Origin of the sequence: Salinicola sp. MH3R3-1 (assembly GCF_001937155.1) — a bacterium.
GTDB classification, from domain to species: domain Bacteria; phylum Pseudomonadota; class Gammaproteobacteria; order Pseudomonadales; family Halomonadaceae; genus Salinicola; species Salinicola halophyticus.
Map to the genome: position 1 here is coordinate 63,020 of NZ_MSDP01000016.1, position 14,430 is coordinate 77,449.

Annotated in this window: 15 protein-coding genes; 9 read left to right on the forward strand and 6 right to left on the reverse strand. The window is 62.9% G+C overall.

The window, feature by feature from the left end; genetic code table 11:
- Positions 1-45 precede the first annotated feature (45 nt).
- On the forward strand, positions 46-1,083 hold the full coding sequence (locus BTW08_RS10455) for an NADP-dependent oxidoreductase (RefSeq protein ID WP_246837703.1): 1,038 nt from the start codon (positions 46-48) through the stop codon (positions 1,081-1,083).
- 163 nt (positions 1,084-1,246) lie between these two features.
- Here the strand turns inward: BTW08_RS10455 and BTW08_RS10460 are convergent, their stop codons facing one another.
- Complete coding sequence (locus BTW08_RS10460; RefSeq protein WP_075562473.1) at positions 1,247-2,143, reverse strand: LysR family transcriptional regulator; 897 nt, start codon at positions 2,141-2,143, stop codon at positions 1,247-1,249.
- A 144-nt stretch (positions 2,144-2,287) separates the two neighbouring features.
- On the opposite strand from BTW08_RS10460, the gene BTW08_RS10465 reads away from it, so the two are divergent.
- Together BTW08_RS10465 and BTW08_RS10470 are read left to right on the forward strand one after the other, a co-directional pair.
- Complete coding sequence (locus tag BTW08_RS10465) at positions 2,288-2,941, forward strand: glutathione S-transferase (RefSeq protein ID WP_075562474.1); 654 nt, start codon at positions 2,288-2,290, stop codon at positions 2,939-2,941.
- Positions 2,942-2,969: 28 nt separating this feature from the next.
- Entirely contained in the window at positions 2,970-4,679 is a 1,710-nt protein-coding gene (locus BTW08_RS10470; RefSeq protein WP_210403235.1) for a pyridoxamine 5'-phosphate oxidase family protein, read from the forward strand.
- A gap of 99 nt (positions 4,680-4,778) precedes the next feature.
- On the opposite strand, the gene BTW08_RS10475 is transcribed toward BTW08_RS10470, so the two are convergent.
- Positions 4,779-6,305, reverse strand: a complete 1,527-nt coding sequence (locus BTW08_RS10475; protein ID WP_083627813.1) for a sorbosone dehydrogenase family protein — start codon at positions 6,303-6,305, stop codon at positions 4,779-4,781.
- Positions 6,302-6,730: a DUF2231 domain-containing protein gene (locus tag BTW08_RS10480; protein ID WP_075562475.1), complete on the reverse strand. Its 429-nt coding sequence runs from the start codon at positions 6,728-6,730 to the stop codon at positions 6,302-6,304. The genes BTW08_RS10475 and BTW08_RS10480 overlap by 4 nt, the downstream gene beginning before the upstream one ends.
- A 179-nt stretch (positions 6,731-6,909) precedes the next feature.
- Between BTW08_RS10480 and BTW08_RS10485 the strand changes: the two genes are divergently transcribed.
- On the forward strand, positions 6,910-7,050 hold the full coding sequence (locus BTW08_RS10485; protein WP_075562476.1) for a DUF2256 domain-containing protein: 141 nt from the start codon (positions 6,910-6,912) through the stop codon (positions 7,048-7,050).
- A 112-nt stretch (positions 7,051-7,162) separates the two neighbouring features.
- The gene (locus tag BTW08_RS10490; RefSeq protein ID WP_075562477.1) at positions 7,163-8,866 is read left to right on the forward strand and encodes a mechanosensitive ion channel family protein; all 1,704 of its coding nucleotides are present in this window, start codon (positions 7,163-7,165) and stop codon (positions 8,864-8,866) included.
- Positions 8,867-8,894: 28 nt separating this feature from the next.
- Here BTW08_RS10490 and BTW08_RS10495 read toward each other — a convergent pair whose 3' ends face one another.
- Positions 8,895-9,263 carry a hypothetical protein gene (locus BTW08_RS10495; protein ID WP_075562478.1) on the reverse strand — a complete coding sequence of 123 codons (369 nt, stop codon included), beginning with the start codon at positions 9,261-9,263 and terminating at the stop codon, positions 8,895-8,897.
- A 434-nt stretch (positions 9,264-9,697) separates the two neighbouring features.
- Between BTW08_RS10495 and tmpT the strand changes: the two genes are divergently transcribed.
- Positions 9,698-10,375 carry a thiopurine S-methyltransferase gene (tmpT, locus tag BTW08_RS10500; protein WP_075562479.1) on the forward strand — a complete coding sequence of 226 codons (678 nt, stop codon included), beginning with the start codon at positions 9,698-9,700 and terminating at the stop codon, positions 10,373-10,375.
- Here tmpT and BTW08_RS10505 read toward each other — a convergent pair.
- Positions 10,291-11,253, reverse strand: coding sequence for a LysR family transcriptional regulator (locus BTW08_RS10505; RefSeq protein WP_083627814.1), 963 nt, complete (start codon positions 11,251-11,253; stop codon positions 10,291-10,293). The genes tmpT and BTW08_RS10505 overlap by 85 nt on opposite strands.
- A 167-nt stretch (positions 11,254-11,420) precedes the next feature.
- Here BTW08_RS10505 and BTW08_RS10510 point away from each other — a divergent pair, with 167 nt between their 5' ends.
- The 3 genes from BTW08_RS10510 to BTW08_RS10520 all read left to right on the forward strand — a co-directional run bounded on the left by BTW08_RS10510 (position 11,421) and on the right by BTW08_RS10520 (position 13,031).
- Positions 11,421-12,161, forward strand: a complete 741-nt coding sequence (locus BTW08_RS10510) for an SDR family oxidoreductase (protein WP_075562480.1) — start codon at positions 11,421-11,423, stop codon at positions 12,159-12,161.
- 22 nt (positions 12,162-12,183) lie between these two features.
- Positions 12,184-12,417, forward strand: a complete 234-nt coding sequence (locus BTW08_RS10515; RefSeq protein ID WP_075562481.1) for a 4-oxalocrotonate tautomerase family protein — start codon at positions 12,184-12,186, stop codon at positions 12,415-12,417.
- 227 nt (positions 12,418-12,644) lie between these two features.
- Entirely contained in the window at positions 12,645-13,031 is a 387-nt protein-coding gene (locus tag BTW08_RS10520; RefSeq protein WP_075562482.1) for an ester cyclase, read from the forward strand.
- 125 nt (positions 13,032-13,156) lie between these two features.
- Here BTW08_RS10520 and BTW08_RS18940 read toward each other — a convergent pair whose 3' ends face one another.
- Positions 13,157-14,407: an MFS transporter gene (locus tag BTW08_RS18940; RefSeq protein WP_139313631.1), complete on the reverse strand. Its 1,251-nt coding sequence runs from the start codon at positions 14,405-14,407 to the stop codon at positions 13,157-13,159.
- Positions 14,408-14,430: the final 23 nt, after the last annotated feature.

A 14,430-nucleotide genomic window follows, 5' to 3' on the forward strand; every position in this document is an offset into this window, starting at 1 on the left:
TGCTCCGATTATTCGGAGCACTGTTCCGTTAACGATAGCCCATTAGTGGCTCGGGAAAAAGTCATGCCCAATAAAACGATGAAAGCGATTCGCCAGTACCAGTTTGGCGGCCCCGATGCCCTGCGTTTCGAGGATGCTCCAATGCCAGCCCTGAAAGCGGGCGAAGTGCTCGTTCGCGTTCACGCGATTGGCCTCAATCCCCCCGATTGGTACCTGCGCGATGGCTATCGATCGCTACCGCCTGAATGGCAGCCGCAGACGGATTTCCCCCTCATTCTGGGAACGGATGTATCCGGTGTCGTCGCGGCGGTCGCCGACGACATCGATGATTTCGCCATCGGCGATGAGGTGTATTCGATGGTTCGCTTCCCTGACGGTATGTTCGGGGAGAGCAGGGCCTATGCCGAGTACGTCAGCGTGCCGGCATCGCAAGTCGCGCTCAAACCTGCCGGTATCGATCACGCACATGCCGCCGGGGCGCCGATGTCGCTGCTCACGGCGTGGCAGTTCATGGTCGAGCTGGGTCACCATGAACCCAATCCGCTTCAGTCGAGCCGTCACCAACCAGTGCCGCTCGAGGGCAGGGCCGTCGTCATCAATGGCGCCGCGGGCGGGGTTGGACACTTTGCGGTGCAAATCGCGAAGCTGAAGGGTGCGCACGTCATCGCCGTGGCGTCGGGCAAGCATGAATCGCTTCTTCGCGAGCTCGGGGCGGACGAGTTCATCGATTACACAAAGACACCGCCCGAAGATGTCGTCCGCGACATCGACCTGGTCATCGATGCGCTGGGAGGCCAGACCACGGGGCGTTTTTTGTCCACGCTTAAGCGCGCCGGCGCCCTGTTCCCGATCTACCCGCTGGGTTTCGACGGTGCCGAGGAAGCCGCGAAGCGGGGCGTCACCGTTTCGACAACCCAGGTTCGTTCGAACGGGGCTCAGCTATTGGAAATCGGACGCTTGCTCGATGACGGCACGATTCGCGTCGTCGTGGACAGCGTTTATTCGCTTGCCGATGCCCGCAAGGCCCACGAACGCGCCGCCGAAGGCCATATCCAGGGCAAGATCGTCTTGGCCATCGAGTAGAAAAAACGGGGTCAGGTTGCGCCAGTTCTGGCATGCCAGGCCTGGCTGGTGCCCCGTCGAGGGAGAGTGCAGATGTCCGCAAATTTCAAGCTACGTCACGGAACGGCGGAGTGATTGCGCAGCGTCTATCCAGCGTTTCGGTTCGCCCTGAGTCGGTATCACGTCAACGCAACACTGCTATCTGCTTCAATCGCGGCGCGGCGAAGTCGATGAAGGCGCGGACTTTTGCCGCGGCGCGGCGCCCCTCCACGTGCACAAGATGAACCGGCAGCGGGGCGGGCTCGTGCTCTTCCAGCACGGTCTGGAGAGTACCGGATTCGAGGTCGGGCCCCACCTGATACGACAGTACGCGACACAGGCCCCAACCTCGCCTGGCGATATCGATGGCCGCGGCCAGGCTGCTGACCGTGAGTCGAGGATTCACCCTGACGCTCTGCGTTCCGTCCCGCCCAAGTCGCCACTCGTCGAGGGGAGGCGTCGACCCGCTGGCAACCACCCGATGGTAAGCGAGATCGCCCGGCGTCTGCGGGCGGCCTCGCGCGGCGAAGTAGCCCGGCGAGCCGCAGATGACGCGGCGAACCTGACCGAGCCGGACGGCGGAGAGCTCGGATGAGGGCAGGTGGCCGATACGCACGGCGATATCGAAGCCTTCCTCGACCAGGTTGACGATGCGGTCGACCATCAGCACGTCGGCGCGAACCCGCGGATATTCATCGAGAAACTCGGTCAGAAGCGGCGCGACGTGGATTCGTCCGAACTCCTGCGGACAGGTGATTCGCAGCTGCCCGACGGGCGTGTTGGCCGCGCCAGAGGCGATGTCGTCGGCGGCTTGTAGATGAGCGAGTATTTCCCGCACTTCCCCGAGATACGTTCGACCGACCTCGGTCAATCTGACACGCCGCGTCGAGCGGGTGAAAAGCCGCGCACCGAGCGCGGTCTCCAGGGTGGTGATGGCTCGCGTGGCGGAAGGCGCGCTGAGCCCGGTGGCGCGAGCTCCCTTGGCGAAGCTTTCGGCTTCGGCAACGGCGACGAAAACGTTGAGGGCCTGTAGGCGGTCCATGATGTCCAGCTTGGCTCGAGAGGGATGATAATTTCAGAATATAAAACAGTTTCTTTCAGAATAACCCTATTCTTCCGCTATTCGTGAGGTTCTAGAGTAACGACTTCGATCAACCCGATCATCATCGCGATGAAGGAGCTCGTCATGTCGAACGCTGACCTTAACGCCAATGCTCTCAACGACCAGCCCGTGAAGCTGTATCGCAACCCCAAGTCGGGTCACTGCCATCGGGTCGAGCTGATGCTCGCGCTGCTGGAGATCCCTTACGAAAACGTCGATCTCGATATGGCCAATGGCGCGCACCGCCGGCCCGGCTATCTGAAGATCAGCCCTCTGGGGCAGGTGCCGGCGATCGAGGACAACGGCATCACGCTTTCCGATTCCAACGCCATCATCACCTACTTGGTCGAGCGCTACGGTGATCCTGCCCTCTGGATCGGTACCACGCCGCTCGAAAAGGCGCAGGTGCAGCGCTGGCTCTCGATTGCGGCGGGCGAGATCGCCGCCGGCCCCTGCGCCGCGCGCCTCGTCACCGTGTTCGATGCGCCGCTCGATCATGAGGCGGCGAAGACCAAGGCGCATAAACTTTTCGTGATGATGGACGCCCATCTCGACGGCCGCGACTGGCTGGCGGCCGACCGGCCGACGCTGGCCGACATCGCGGGCTACAGCTATATCGCCCATGCGCCGGAAGGTGGCGTCGGTCTCGCCGACTATCCACACGTACGGGCCTGGCTCGCGCGTATCGAGGCGCTGCCGGGCTTCATCGGCATGGCGCGCTCGCCGGCGCTGGCCTGAGTCGAGGACGTTCGAACGGAGGTCGGTCATGACACACGAAACGATGCCTTCCCAAGAGACGACTTTCCAGGAGACGCCGTTCCACGAAGGCGAACTCGAGGCGCAGCGGCGAGCCGGGGTGGCCAGTATCGCCAGCTCGGCCGGTCGTTTCATCCGCGATCACATGCCCGAGCAGCATCGGGCGTTTTTCGCCCAGTTGCCCTTCGTCGTCATGGCCGCCGGCGATTCGCAGGGGCGCCCCTGGGTCACGCTGCTTGAGGGCGACGAGGGTTTCATCACAACACCCGACGCCCGCACGCTGGCCGTGGCGGCAGCACCCGGCGGCCAGGATCCGCTGGCCTCGGCGATCGTTGCCGGCGCCGACGTGGGTCTGCTGGGTATCGAACTCGCAACGCGTCGACGCAACCGGCTCAATGGAATCATTCGTGCGGCCGGTGACAATCTGAGCCTCGAGGTGCGACAGAGCTTCGGCAACTGTCCGCAATATATTCGCGAGCGCGAGTGGCGGCGCGTCGAAGTCGCGGCCGCGCCGGACGCCGCCGTCTCAAAGCAACTCGATAGCGGACAGCGTGCGCGAATCGCTGCGGCAGATACCTTCTTTATCGGTTCCGGTTTCGGTGTGAGCGCGAGTCGTGAGGGCGGGGAGGGTAGCGATCGAGGTTACGACGCCTCGCACCGCGGCGGCGAACCGGGTTTCGTTCATGTCACCGAAGACGGGACGCTGCGAATCCCGGACTATGCCGGCAACAACTTCTTCAACACCCTCGGCAATCTGATCCAGGATCCCCGGGTGGGGCTGCTGTTCGTCGATTTCGAGACGGGCGGCATGCTGCAGATTACCGGCCGGGCGCGCATCGACTGGGCGGCGCAGGAGAGCCAGGATCAGAGCCGTGACCCTGACGCCAAGCGCTGGATCGAAGTGAGCGTCGAACAGATCGTCGACCGCCCGGCTGCGCTGGCGCTACGGTGGCGGCGGGAAGACGAAGCCCCGCTGCGGCTGACGCTCGTTGGCAAAGTGATCGAAAGCGATCAGATCACTTCCTTCTATCTCGCCGATGTCGAAGGTCGCGCGCTTCCGCCCTTCGAAGCCGGCCAGCATCTGGCGGTCGAGCTGGAGATACCGCACCAGTCTATTTCGAACCGCTCGGGACGGGTCGGTCGCAGCTACTCGCTCTCGGGGTCGCCATCCGCCGAGACGTACCGAATCAGCGTCAAGCGCGAGGAGAAGGGCACGGCGTCGCGTTTTCTGCACGACGGGATCGATATCGGCGGCCGAATCGCGGCACGCCCGCCGGCGGGAGAATTCGTCTTGCCCTCACGGCAAGGGCCGCTGGTGCTGGTCAGTGCTGGCGTGGGTATCACGCCGATGTTGGCGATGCTGCACGCGGTGGTGGTGGAGGCGGAGAACGGGCAACGTCCGGTCTGGTTCGTCCACGCCACGCGCCACGGCGGTACGCACGCCTTCCAGGCCGAGGTCGAGGCATTGATAGGCCAATCCGACAACGTGACACGGCGGGTCTTCTACAGCGCCCCGCGCCCGAGCGATACGGCAGGTGTCGATTACGACATCCAAGGGCGAATCACCGCAGACCAGCTGCTCGCACTCGGCGCGGGGCCAGAGGCGAGCTATCTGCTTTGCGGCCCGGCCCGGTTTCTCGCCGAGATCAGCGCCGGTCTTGAAGATAGCGGTGTCGATGCGGATCGGATCGATTTCGAGACGTTCGGGCCGGCGGAGTGAGAAGTGCGGAGATCAATAAAAACACCCCGAGGGAGAGATCCCGACGGGGTGTCGTGCTAACGCATTACTGCATCAAGTCATCATGAAATGACGACAGGTTCAGTTGGAGTCGGAACCCTCGTTGGCGCCGGAATATCCTTCCTTCGGCATCTCGGATTCTCCCCCGGTCGCATCCTCATTGGGCTGCATGGACGCTTCATCAGTCGCTTCGTCAGTCGCGTCATCGTTGTCCCCGGTGGATTCACTGTCAGAGAACGCTGCGTTATCCGTCGCCGTGGTGGAGGTCCCGGCGGTTGTGCCTTGGCCCTGCGACGAGCCGGCACCGTCCCGCGTGACGCGCCACACCGCGTTGGTCAGATCGTCGGCGATGATCACCGAGCCATCCGGCGCCACGGTCACGCCGACCGGGCGGCCACGGGTGCGGCCATCATCGGTGAGGAAGCCGGAGACGAAGTCGATGGGGTCACCGGCCGGTTCGCCGTTCTGGAACGGTACGAACACCACCTTGTAGCCCCTCGGATCCGCTCGGTTCCAACTGCCGTGCTCGCCGACGAACGCGCCGTCAGTGAATTCACCGCCGACGGCTTCGGTCGAGAAGGCGAGCCCGAGCGGGGCAACGTGCGAGCTCAAGCTGTAATCGGGCGCGATGGCCGATTTCACTTTGTCCGGATCTTGCGGCTTCACACGCGGGTCGACGTGCTGCCCCCAGTAGCTGTAGGGCCAGCCGTAGAAACCGCCTTCCTGAATCGACGTGAGATAGTCGGGGACCAGCTCAGGGCCTAGCTCGTCGCGCTCGTTGGCAACGGCCCAGAGTCGATCCGTGTCCGGCTGCATCGCCAGCGCCGTGGGGTTACGCACGCCGGTGGCGTAGGCGCGATGCGCGCCGGTCTCGGCGTCGATCTCCCAGATTTCGGCGCGGTCGACTTCCGCTTCCATGCCGCGCTCGGTGATATTGCTGTTAGAGCCGATACCCACGTAGAGCGTCTGGCCATCCGGACTTGCCGCCAGCGACTTGGTCCAGTGGTGGTTGATCTTCTCGGGAAGCGGGGTCACGACTTCGGGGTCGCCGCTGGCCTCGGTCTGACCTTCCTGGTAATCGAACCGGACGAGCGAGCCCTGGTTGGCGACGTAGAGTTCGTCATCGACCAAGGCGAGGCCGTAGGGCGCGTCGAGGCCGTCGGCGAAGACCGTCTGCTCCTCGTAGGTGCCGTCCCCATCGCTGTCGCGTAGCAGCGTCAAGCGATCGCCGCCCTTGACCGAACTCTTGCCCTTGGCCTTGATCACGCCGGCGATAAAATCCTTCGGCTTCGTTTTAGGCGCGTGACCGCCACTACCCTCGGCGACCAGAATATCTCCGTTCGGCAGCACCAGCGTCTGGCGCGGAATCTTGAGGTCGGTGGCGATGGCCTTGATGCTGTAGCCATCCGGCACCGTGGGGAGCTTGTCATCCCAGGGCGCCTTTTCGGGCACGCCCATGTTGGGCAGAAGCCCCCGCTGCGGGTCGGGCAGATCCGGATTGGCGCCGTACTGCGGCTCCCCTTCAGCGGCGTTGGCGCCGCCGGCCAGCAGCAGGATCGAAAGCGGTGCGGCGTAACGCATGCGGGCAGATCGGTTGGTGTGTCTCATGAATGACCTCCGGTCTTGCGGCTGGTGAATCCGATCCAGATGGCGATAAGGGAAAGCACCGCGATGACGACCGACAGGACCAACCCGGTCGGCATCATCGCCCAGGCGTCCCTGGCGTGGACCAGCGCATTGATAAAGCCGAGAACCCAGGTCACCAGCAACAACACGAAGTAGAGTACGGAAAGGCCGCGACTACCGGCGGGTCGAAAGATCCCGATCAGTGCGCAGATCATCGCAAAACCACAGAACACCAGCCCGCCGGCAATCAGCCAGGAGGAAAAGGTGCTCCAGAGTATTTCGAAGCTCGTCGAGTACATGTAGTCGCTCAGGGCGGCCCCCAGGAATAGGGGAAAGGCGCCGGCAAGCAACATTCCATGGAGTGGATTCGGCCCGGTTCGGACGGGTCGTTCGGCAGTGGCTATCATGGCAAATTCCTTTTGCGGTCGGTCGCAGACGTCGCTCGAGCAGGGGATCCGCAGCGCGAATATCAGAGTGCCCGACTGCAGTGTAGTCGACTGGCGGGCAAGCGGGCATCAGTGCAAAATCCTGCGGTCACGATAATGCGACACAGGATCGCTACCGATCAACCGAGATGCGAAGCGTTATGCCCCATCAAAAACCCAATCTGCCGACCAAGGTTTGTCCCGTTTGCCAGCGATCTTTCGCATGGCGTAAGAAGTGGGCGCGCGACTGGGAGAACGTCGTCTACTGTTCCGAGCGCTGCCGGCGCCAGGGGCGCGGTTGATCGTTGGGACGATCCCGCTCGCGGGATTGACCTACGTGATGGACGCGCCCCGACGAAGGCGGGATGATCCGACGGATATAAATGGACGATTCACGAGATCGGTGACGCGCGGATGAAAACAATGGGCTCATGGCGGCAATGGTTGGTGGCCGTATCGATGTTGCTGGTTTCCGGTCTATGTCTGGCACAGTCGCAGGACGAGAGCGGCGGCCAACAGTGGTACCGGGTCGATTCGCTCAACGCCGGGCTGAGCCAGACGTCGGGATCCGTTTCTCTCAGAACGCCCCGGGAAGCGATGCGCAGCTTTCGCGACCTGACCGACAAGGGCGACTTCGAGGCGGCGGCACATCTCCTCAATCTGGCCGATCTGACGCCAGCGGAGCAGCGCGGACGGGGTGCCGAACTGGCGCAGCAGCTCTCCGAGATATTTCAGCGGGGCAAGTCGATCCGGATTTCCCGTCTGTCGGGGCGTCAGGATGCTGCCATCGAGGATCCTACCGGAGAGAGCCCTCATGCCGGCGAGCCGCGCCGGGATATCGAGCTGGCGTCTCTCGAGGCAGATGGCGACACCTACGACATCCGGCTGGGTCGCTATCAGGTCGGGAACGAGGAGCCGGTCTGGCTGATCAAGCCCGAAAGCGTGGCAGCGATCCCGCCGCTCTATGAAGAGTATGGCCCGCGGGCGTTCGAGCGCCATATCCCCGAAAGCCTCAAGCACTCCTTCGGGTTGCTCCGTATCTGGGAGTGGATCGCCATCCCGCTGGTACTGCTGGGCATCGCGCTGATCGGCAAGGGCGTCTACCGGTTGATCGAAGTCGTGACGCGCTGGTTGCCTTCCGGCTCGCCGAGCATCTTCGCCAAGCAGATTCGCGGGCCTGTGGCGCTCATCGTGATGTCGCTGCTGACGCAGGCGCTGCTCGATTACGTCGTCTCCTTTTCGGCGGCGGCCACCATTACGCTGCGAGTCGTGCTGATCGCGATTCTGGCCTGGGGCACCGGGGCCGTCGGGTTGCGTCTGGTCGATACCATGATGCTGAAGATGACGCGCCGTCTTGCCGGCCAGATCGACGATTCCAAGCCCCAGGACGATCGCAAGCTGCTGACCACGCTTTACGCGGTGCGGCGGATCATCATTCTGATTCTGGTGACGGCGGTCACGCTCTACGTGCTGGGGCAGATTCAGCTTTTCGAGACGATGGGGCTGTCGATTCTGGCTTCGGCCAGCGTGCTCGCGGTACTGGTGGGTGTGGCCGGTCAGGCCGTGCTCGGCAATATTCTGTCGTCGTTCCAGCTGTCCTTGGCGAAACCGATCCGGGTCGGCGACCTGGTGATGTTCGAAGGCCAATGGTGTTACGTCGAGGGAATCTTCTACACCCATATTCGGCTGCGACTCTGGAACGAGCGACGGCTGATCGTGCCGGTCACCTATTTCGCGTCGAAAGCGTTCGAGAACCTCTCCTCCAAGAGCACCAAGGAGTACCGGAGTCTGGCGCTGACGCTACATCTGAGCGCCGATATCTCGATTCTGCGGGACAAGTTCCTCGAGTACGCCAAGGCGGAAGGCAACGTCATCGAGCATCACAAGCTGCTCTGCTGCGTGACCGACCAGACCGGTCCGGCGCAGACCGTGACCTGCTATCTGATGACGGTCGATCCGCTTTCGGGTTGGGCCGCCGAAGTCAGTGTCAGGGAGAAGCTGCTCGCCTTCATCCGCGACGAGCATCCGGAATGGTGGCCCAGAGATGTGGTCGTGATCAGCCACCGGGATATCGCCCGCGGGTACGCCACCGGCGATGAAGGAGAGACTGCGGCATGAACGTCTGTCGGTCCGTCCAGAGCTGAGATCAACGGCAGGCTTCCTCGCCGTCGGCCCACAGCCAGTACCCGGCCCCGAGCAGCAGTCCCGCGATCAGGCCGGGCCCCGTCGCGGCGCCCGCCAGCACGGCCAGGTTCCAGCCGCCCGCCCCCATGGCGGCCGTTTCCACGCCGTAATGGGCGCATGCTTCATCGACGCCGGCATATTCATGCAGCGAATACTTGATGCCTTGCTTCACCCCAATGACCGCCAGCGCTGACAGGTACGGATCGCCGATGGGCGAGAGTATCGGGTTGGCCTCTGTATATCCGTGATCCAGGGCGTAGGCGGTGGTGGAGGCGTCCAGCGCCGTTCCCAGCCCGGGGCCACGCGTCGTCGCGCAGCCGCTAAGTGTCACGGCCGTCAGTGCGGCCCCCGTGAAGAGTAGCGAGCGAGTCAGTGTCGAGCGTTTGATGGGGTAGTCCTCGGGTATCGGCCAAAAATTGGCGTCACGGTAATGGCAGAGCCGTCTTCCTGGTCGATGTCAGATGGACTCTTTCAGCCCGCTGATACCCAGACGATTCCGCACCCAGCGACCGCTGGATTCGCGGCTAGTCATCGGCTCGGCGGGTGGCAAGCTTTAATTAGGATTTGGGTTTTTTATCTAGATGTTTATATATCACTGTCATGGCTGATATTTTTCTGCCCAGCGGGGCTTGGTAACTCGGCAACGTCATGGGAGGGGGCAGGGTTCCGGTAAGAGCGGTGCCTGAAAAGCTCATGCCTGGGCGAGCAGCCGGCTCGAACAAAAGCGGTTAAGCTCCAGATTCGATCGACGAAGGAGGCGGCGATATGCAGCACGATTTCTGGCAGGCGCGGTGGGAAAGCGATCAGCTCGGCTTTCATCTCGCCTTCGTTCATCCGATTCTCAAGCGCAACCTGGCGAATTTCGGACTGCAGGCCGGTGCGCGGATCTTTCTTCCGCTCTGCGGCAAGACGCTGGATATCGGCTGGCTGCTCGATCAAGGCTATCGCGTGGTCGGCGCCGAACTGAGCGAGATCGCGGTCGCCCAGCTGTTCGAGGAATTGAAGGTCGAACCCGTGATTGATGAGTGGGCCGATGGCCGACGCTGGCAGCATGCCGGTCTGACCGTGTTTCAGGGCGATATCTTCCAATTGACGGCGCAGGATCTGAGACCGGTGGAAATAGGCCCGATCGATCTAGTTTATGATCGCGCCGCAATGGTGGCGTTGCCGCCCGCTATGCGGTCCGGCTATGCCGAGCAGATACTGGGGCTGAGCGATGCCGCGCCGCAGTTGTTGATCACCTTCGAATACGACCCCGCCGAGAAGGATGGCCCGCCGTTCCCGGTGCTACCCGCCGAAATCAAACGGCATTATGCCTCTCGCTACACGCTCGAGGAGCTGTCGAGAAAAGACGTGCTTCAGTCATCGCTCAACTTTCGCGAGGCCGGCGTCACGCGGTTCGTCGAAGTGGCATGGCGGTTGTCGCCGAAACAGTCAGCGTAGAGCGTCGTCACCCACTCCAGAAAGACGCGAACTCTGGGCGAGAGCTGGCGCCGCTGCGGGTAGACCGCGTAAAGCGGCAGGGTCGGCTTTTGCCACTCGGGCAGAATTTCCACCAGCGCGCCGCTGGCAAGATGAGACGCCAGGCTGAAGCGGGGTAACTGGATCAGCCCGAAGCCTTCCACGGCGCTCACCGCGTAGCTCTCCGCATCGTTGACGGTCAGCCAGCCGCCGGTGGTGAAGGCACGTGTCTCGCCGTCGACGATCACGTCGAGGGTCCTGTCCGGGGCCTTGAACCCGGAGACGAAATGAATGCCGTGATGGTTGCGGAGCGTGTCGGGCGTGCTCGGCGTGCCCATCCGTGCCAGGTAGTCCGGGCTCGCGCAGATGACCTGCTCCAGTGTCGCCAGGTGCCGGGCGATCAGGCTGGAATCCTCGGGTTCGCCGCTGCGCAGCGCGCAGTCGATCCCTTCCCCGACCAGATCGACACGTCGATCGCCCGTGGTGATGACTAGCTCGAGTGCGGGGTAGCGCGCGTGGAAGGCGTCTAGCCGCGGCAGCACGATTCGGCTGGCGTGCGTGCCATGCAGCTCCACACGCAATACCCCCCGCGGGCTGTCCGCGACCGGCTGCAGAATGGCCTCGGCATCCTCGAGTTCCGCCAGAAGATGCACGCAGCGTTCGTGGAAGGCCTCGCCTTCGGGTGTCGGGCGGACCTGACGCGTGGTGCGTTCCAGCAACCTCACGCCGAGCCGGGCTTCCAGTTGCTGAATCGCCAGCGTCGCCGTGGCACGGGGAATATCCAGCGCGTTGGCCGCTCGAGTGAAACTGCCGCTTTCCACGATGCGCACGAAGAGCGTCATCGCCTCGAATCTGTCCATCGAGATTATTGGCCTGTGCTGAATAGTGTTGGCAGATTAGTCGATTTATTCATTTCAAAGAAACACCAATACTGGTTCTGGTTCGCTTGGCCTGTTCGCCCCCAAAGCGCGGTTGCCAGGCATGTTCCTGAAATCACTGTTTACCGGAAAGCAATAGGAGTCGATTGATGACGAATACCGTACAAAAAGTCGCCCTGGTCACCGGCGCCTCTCGGGGCATCGGCCGTGCTATCGCGCTGCAGCTGGCCGCCGATGGCTTCGCCGTGGTGGTCAATTACGCCGGCAACAAGACGCTCGCCGAGCAGGTCGTTGCCGATATCGAAATCGAGGGTGGCCGCGCTTTGGCGGTCCAGGCCGATATCGCCGAGACGAGCGCCGTCACGCAGTTGTTCGAGCAGACGCTGGCGACATTCGGGCGGCTCGACGTGGTGGTCAACAATGCCGGCATGATGCAGATGGCAACGATGACCGTCGACAACGTCGAGATTCTCGACAGGACGCTGGCGACCAACCTGCGCGGCAGCTGGCTGGTGATGGCGAAGGCCGCCGAGGTGCTGCAAGAGGGCGGTCGTATCATCGCGTTCTCCTCCTCGGTGCTGGGCAAGTCGTTCCCCGGCTACGGGGCCTATATCGCCAGCAAGGCAGGCGTCGAAGGCCTGGTAAAAGTTCTGGCCAACGAGCTGCGGGGTCGCGAGATCGCCGTCAACGCCTTGGCGCCCGGGCCGGTGGGCACCGAGCTGTTCTTCGAAGGCAAGAGCGAAGAACAGGTCCAGTCGATCGCCAACCTGTCACCGTTCGAACGTTTGGGCCAGCCCGACGAAATCGCCGACGTTGTCTCGTTCCTGGCCGGGCCGCAGGGCCGCTGGATCAATGGTCAGATCCTGCGCGTCAACGGCGGCATGGTTTGACGCCATTCAATGGAGAATCCTGATGCCATTTGCTAACTATAAACTTCCGGTGGGTCTTCTCGATCACGCGCGTAAGGAAGAGATCATTCATCGGACGACAGAAATGTTCGTCGAGTATTTCGGTGAAGCGGTTCGCCCCTACACCATGGTGTTGGTGGAGGAGGTCGCCGATGGTGGCTGGGGGCGCGCCGATGAAACCTTGACGCTGGAGAAGATGGGCTTGGTGCCCGGCAAGGGATCTCCTGCCCCTGAGTGAGACCGCGCCGCCGGTCACGACCGGCGGCGTTTCGCACGACCTCATTGCACTCCAGACGTTCGAGATCGCCTAACCCTCATGCTCGACAGATACCGGTATGATCGTCAACGACGGGGCATCGCAGAGAATATCGGAAAAATTCGCTTCTTCCTGCTGGAGCGCGGAGGCCGCGCGCGCCAGGCTCTCAAGTATCACGATCCTCGCTTTCTCGACTACGGAATAACGGCATGACCGAAGAAGAGCTTTCCACTCTCTACCGACGCTATATCGCGTGTCTCAATGGACAGGATTGGCCGAATCTAGGCGTATTCGTCGATGATGGCGTACATCACAATGGCCGCCCAATCGGGCTCTCGGGTTACCGTGAAATGCTGGAAAGGGACTTCTCGGAAATCCCCGACCTTCACTTCGAGATTCAGCTGCTGGTTGCTGACGCGCAAAGCGTCGCCAGCCGGCTTCGCTTTCACTGTACGCCCAGAGGAAACTTCCTCGGCCTGCAAGTGAACGGCAAGAAGGTGCTTTTTACCGAGAATGTCTTCTACGCCTTCAACAACGGAAAAATTGCAGAGGTTTGGTCGATAATCGACAAGCTGGCGATCGAGGCCCAACTTTGAGGGTTGTCGTATTTGGGTATAGGGAGCTGATGTTTGGCAGAACGACGCGCCTAGGCCTGTCACTTTGATGCAAATGATGGAACGCCGCCGACAATCGGCGGCGTTCTATCATCTGTGCTTAGCGCTTAGCTAGAAGCGGGCGTCGGCGTTCTAGCGACCAGGCGAATCATCAGGGCGCCCAGTGCCGATACCGTGGCCAGCGCGATCACGCCCGACCAACCCCACGCACCGAGCAGGTAGCTGCCTAGCGCGGACCCTACCGCCATGCCGATGAAGACGAGCGTGAACATGACCGCGTTGAGCCGGCTGCGGGCGGCGGGGTCGAGCCCGTAGATCAACGTCTGGTGGGAGACGAGCGTGGCCTGGATGCCGAAATCGAAGCCCAGCGCGCCGATCACGATCAGTCCCAAAGCCCATGGTGCCGACAGCCAGGGTTCGGCGGCCATTGCCAGAAACGAGACCACCACGATCGCGCTGCCGATCCGCGTGACCTGATGCGGGCCGCGGCGATCGGCCATGCGCCCGGCGAGCGGGGCAGCCAGCGCTCCGGCGGCGCCGGCCAGCCCGAACGCACCGGAGACCGCGCTACCCAGTTGATAGGCGTCGAGCAGATGGATCGAGAGTGTCGACCAGAAGGCACTGAAAGCGACCGAGAGCAGCGCCTGCGCGGTGGCAGCGCGACGTAGCTCCGGCTGATCGCGCCAGAGGTGATAGAGCGTCGCCAGCAGCGCGCGATAGCTGAGACTCGAGGTCGACTCGAACCGCGGCAGGCCACGCCACAGCGCCACGCCGATCAGCACGATCAACCCCGTGGCGATGAAGAACATGGCGCGCCAGCCCAACGCCTCGGCCACCACGCCGCTGACGACACGCGACAATAGAATGCCTAGCAGCAGGCCGGTCATGACGGTGCCGACGACCTTGCCGCGCTCGCGGTCGGCAGCCAGCATGGCGGCGGCGGGCACGATGTCCTGGGCGATGGTGGCGGTCAGGCCCACGGCCAGGCTAGCCACCAGCAGCGTCGCGATCGACGGCGCCAGCGCGGTTGCTAGTAGCGCCAAGGCCAGCAGCGCGGCCTTGAACACGATCAGGCGGCGGCGATCGACGCGATCACCCAACGGAATCAGCAACAGAATGCCCAGCGCGTAGCCGAGCTGCGTCAACGTCGGAATCAGGCCGGCCGTGCGCGCGTCGATATCGATATCCGCGGCCAGAATGCCGAGCAGCGGCTGCACGTAGTAGAGCGACGCCACGCTGAGCCCGGCGCTGATTGCCAGCAGGATGATCAGACGGCGCGGTACCGATGGAGGCTGAGCGTGCTCGCTCAAGGGGGAAGCCGAAAGCGTATTCGTCGCGCTCGGGGATGAAGGCGCCATGACGGAGTCCTGAGTGACGGGTT

What these genes read in the sequence shown, in the direction of transcription:
- BTW08_RS10490 (WP_075562477.1), top strand. Translation starts at nt 7,163, where the DNA reads ATGAAAACAATGGGCTCATGGCGGCAATGGTTGGTGGCCGTATCGATG.
- BTW08_RS10470 (WP_210403235.1), top strand. Translation starts at nt 2,970, where the DNA reads ATGACACACGAAACGATGCCTTCCCAAGAGACGACTTTCCAGGAGACG.
- BTW08_RS10510 (WP_075562480.1), top strand. Translation starts at nt 11,421, where the DNA reads ATGACGAATACCGTACAAAAAGTCGCCCTGGTCACCGGCGCCTCTCGG.
- BTW08_RS10485 (WP_075562476.1), top strand. Translation starts at nt 6,910, where the DNA reads ATGCCCCATCAAAAACCCAATCTGCCGACCAAGGTTTGTCCCGTTTGC.
- BTW08_RS10480 (WP_075562475.1), bottom strand. Translation starts at nt 6,730, where the DNA reads ATGATAGCCACTGCCGAACGACCCGTCCGAACCGGGCCGAATCCACTC.
- BTW08_RS18940 (WP_139313631.1), bottom strand. Translation starts at nt 14,407, where the DNA reads ATGGCGCCTTCATCCCCGAGCGCGACGAATACGCTTTCGGCTTCCCCC.
- tmpT (WP_075562479.1), top strand. Translation starts at nt 9,698, where the DNA reads ATGCAGCACGATTTCTGGCAGGCGCGGTGGGAAAGCGATCAGCTCGGC.
- BTW08_RS10515 (WP_075562481.1), top strand. Translation starts at nt 12,184, where the DNA reads ATGCCATTTGCTAACTATAAACTTCCGGTGGGTCTTCTCGATCACGCG.
- BTW08_RS10460 (WP_075562473.1), bottom strand. Translation starts at nt 2,143, where the DNA reads ATGGACCGCCTACAGGCCCTCAACGTTTTCGTCGCCGTTGCCGAAGCC.
- BTW08_RS10520 (WP_075562482.1), top strand. Translation starts at nt 12,645, where the DNA reads ATGACCGAAGAAGAGCTTTCCACTCTCTACCGACGCTATATCGCGTGT.
- BTW08_RS10465 (WP_075562474.1), top strand. Translation starts at nt 2,288, where the DNA reads ATGTCGAACGCTGACCTTAACGCCAATGCTCTCAACGACCAGCCCGTG.
- BTW08_RS10505 (WP_083627814.1), bottom strand. Translation starts at nt 11,253, where the DNA reads ATGGACAGATTCGAGGCGATGACGCTCTTCGTGCGCATCGTGGAAAGC.
- BTW08_RS10475 (WP_083627813.1), bottom strand. Translation starts at nt 6,305, where the DNA reads ATGAGACACACCAACCGATCTGCCCGCATGCGTTACGCCGCACCGCTT.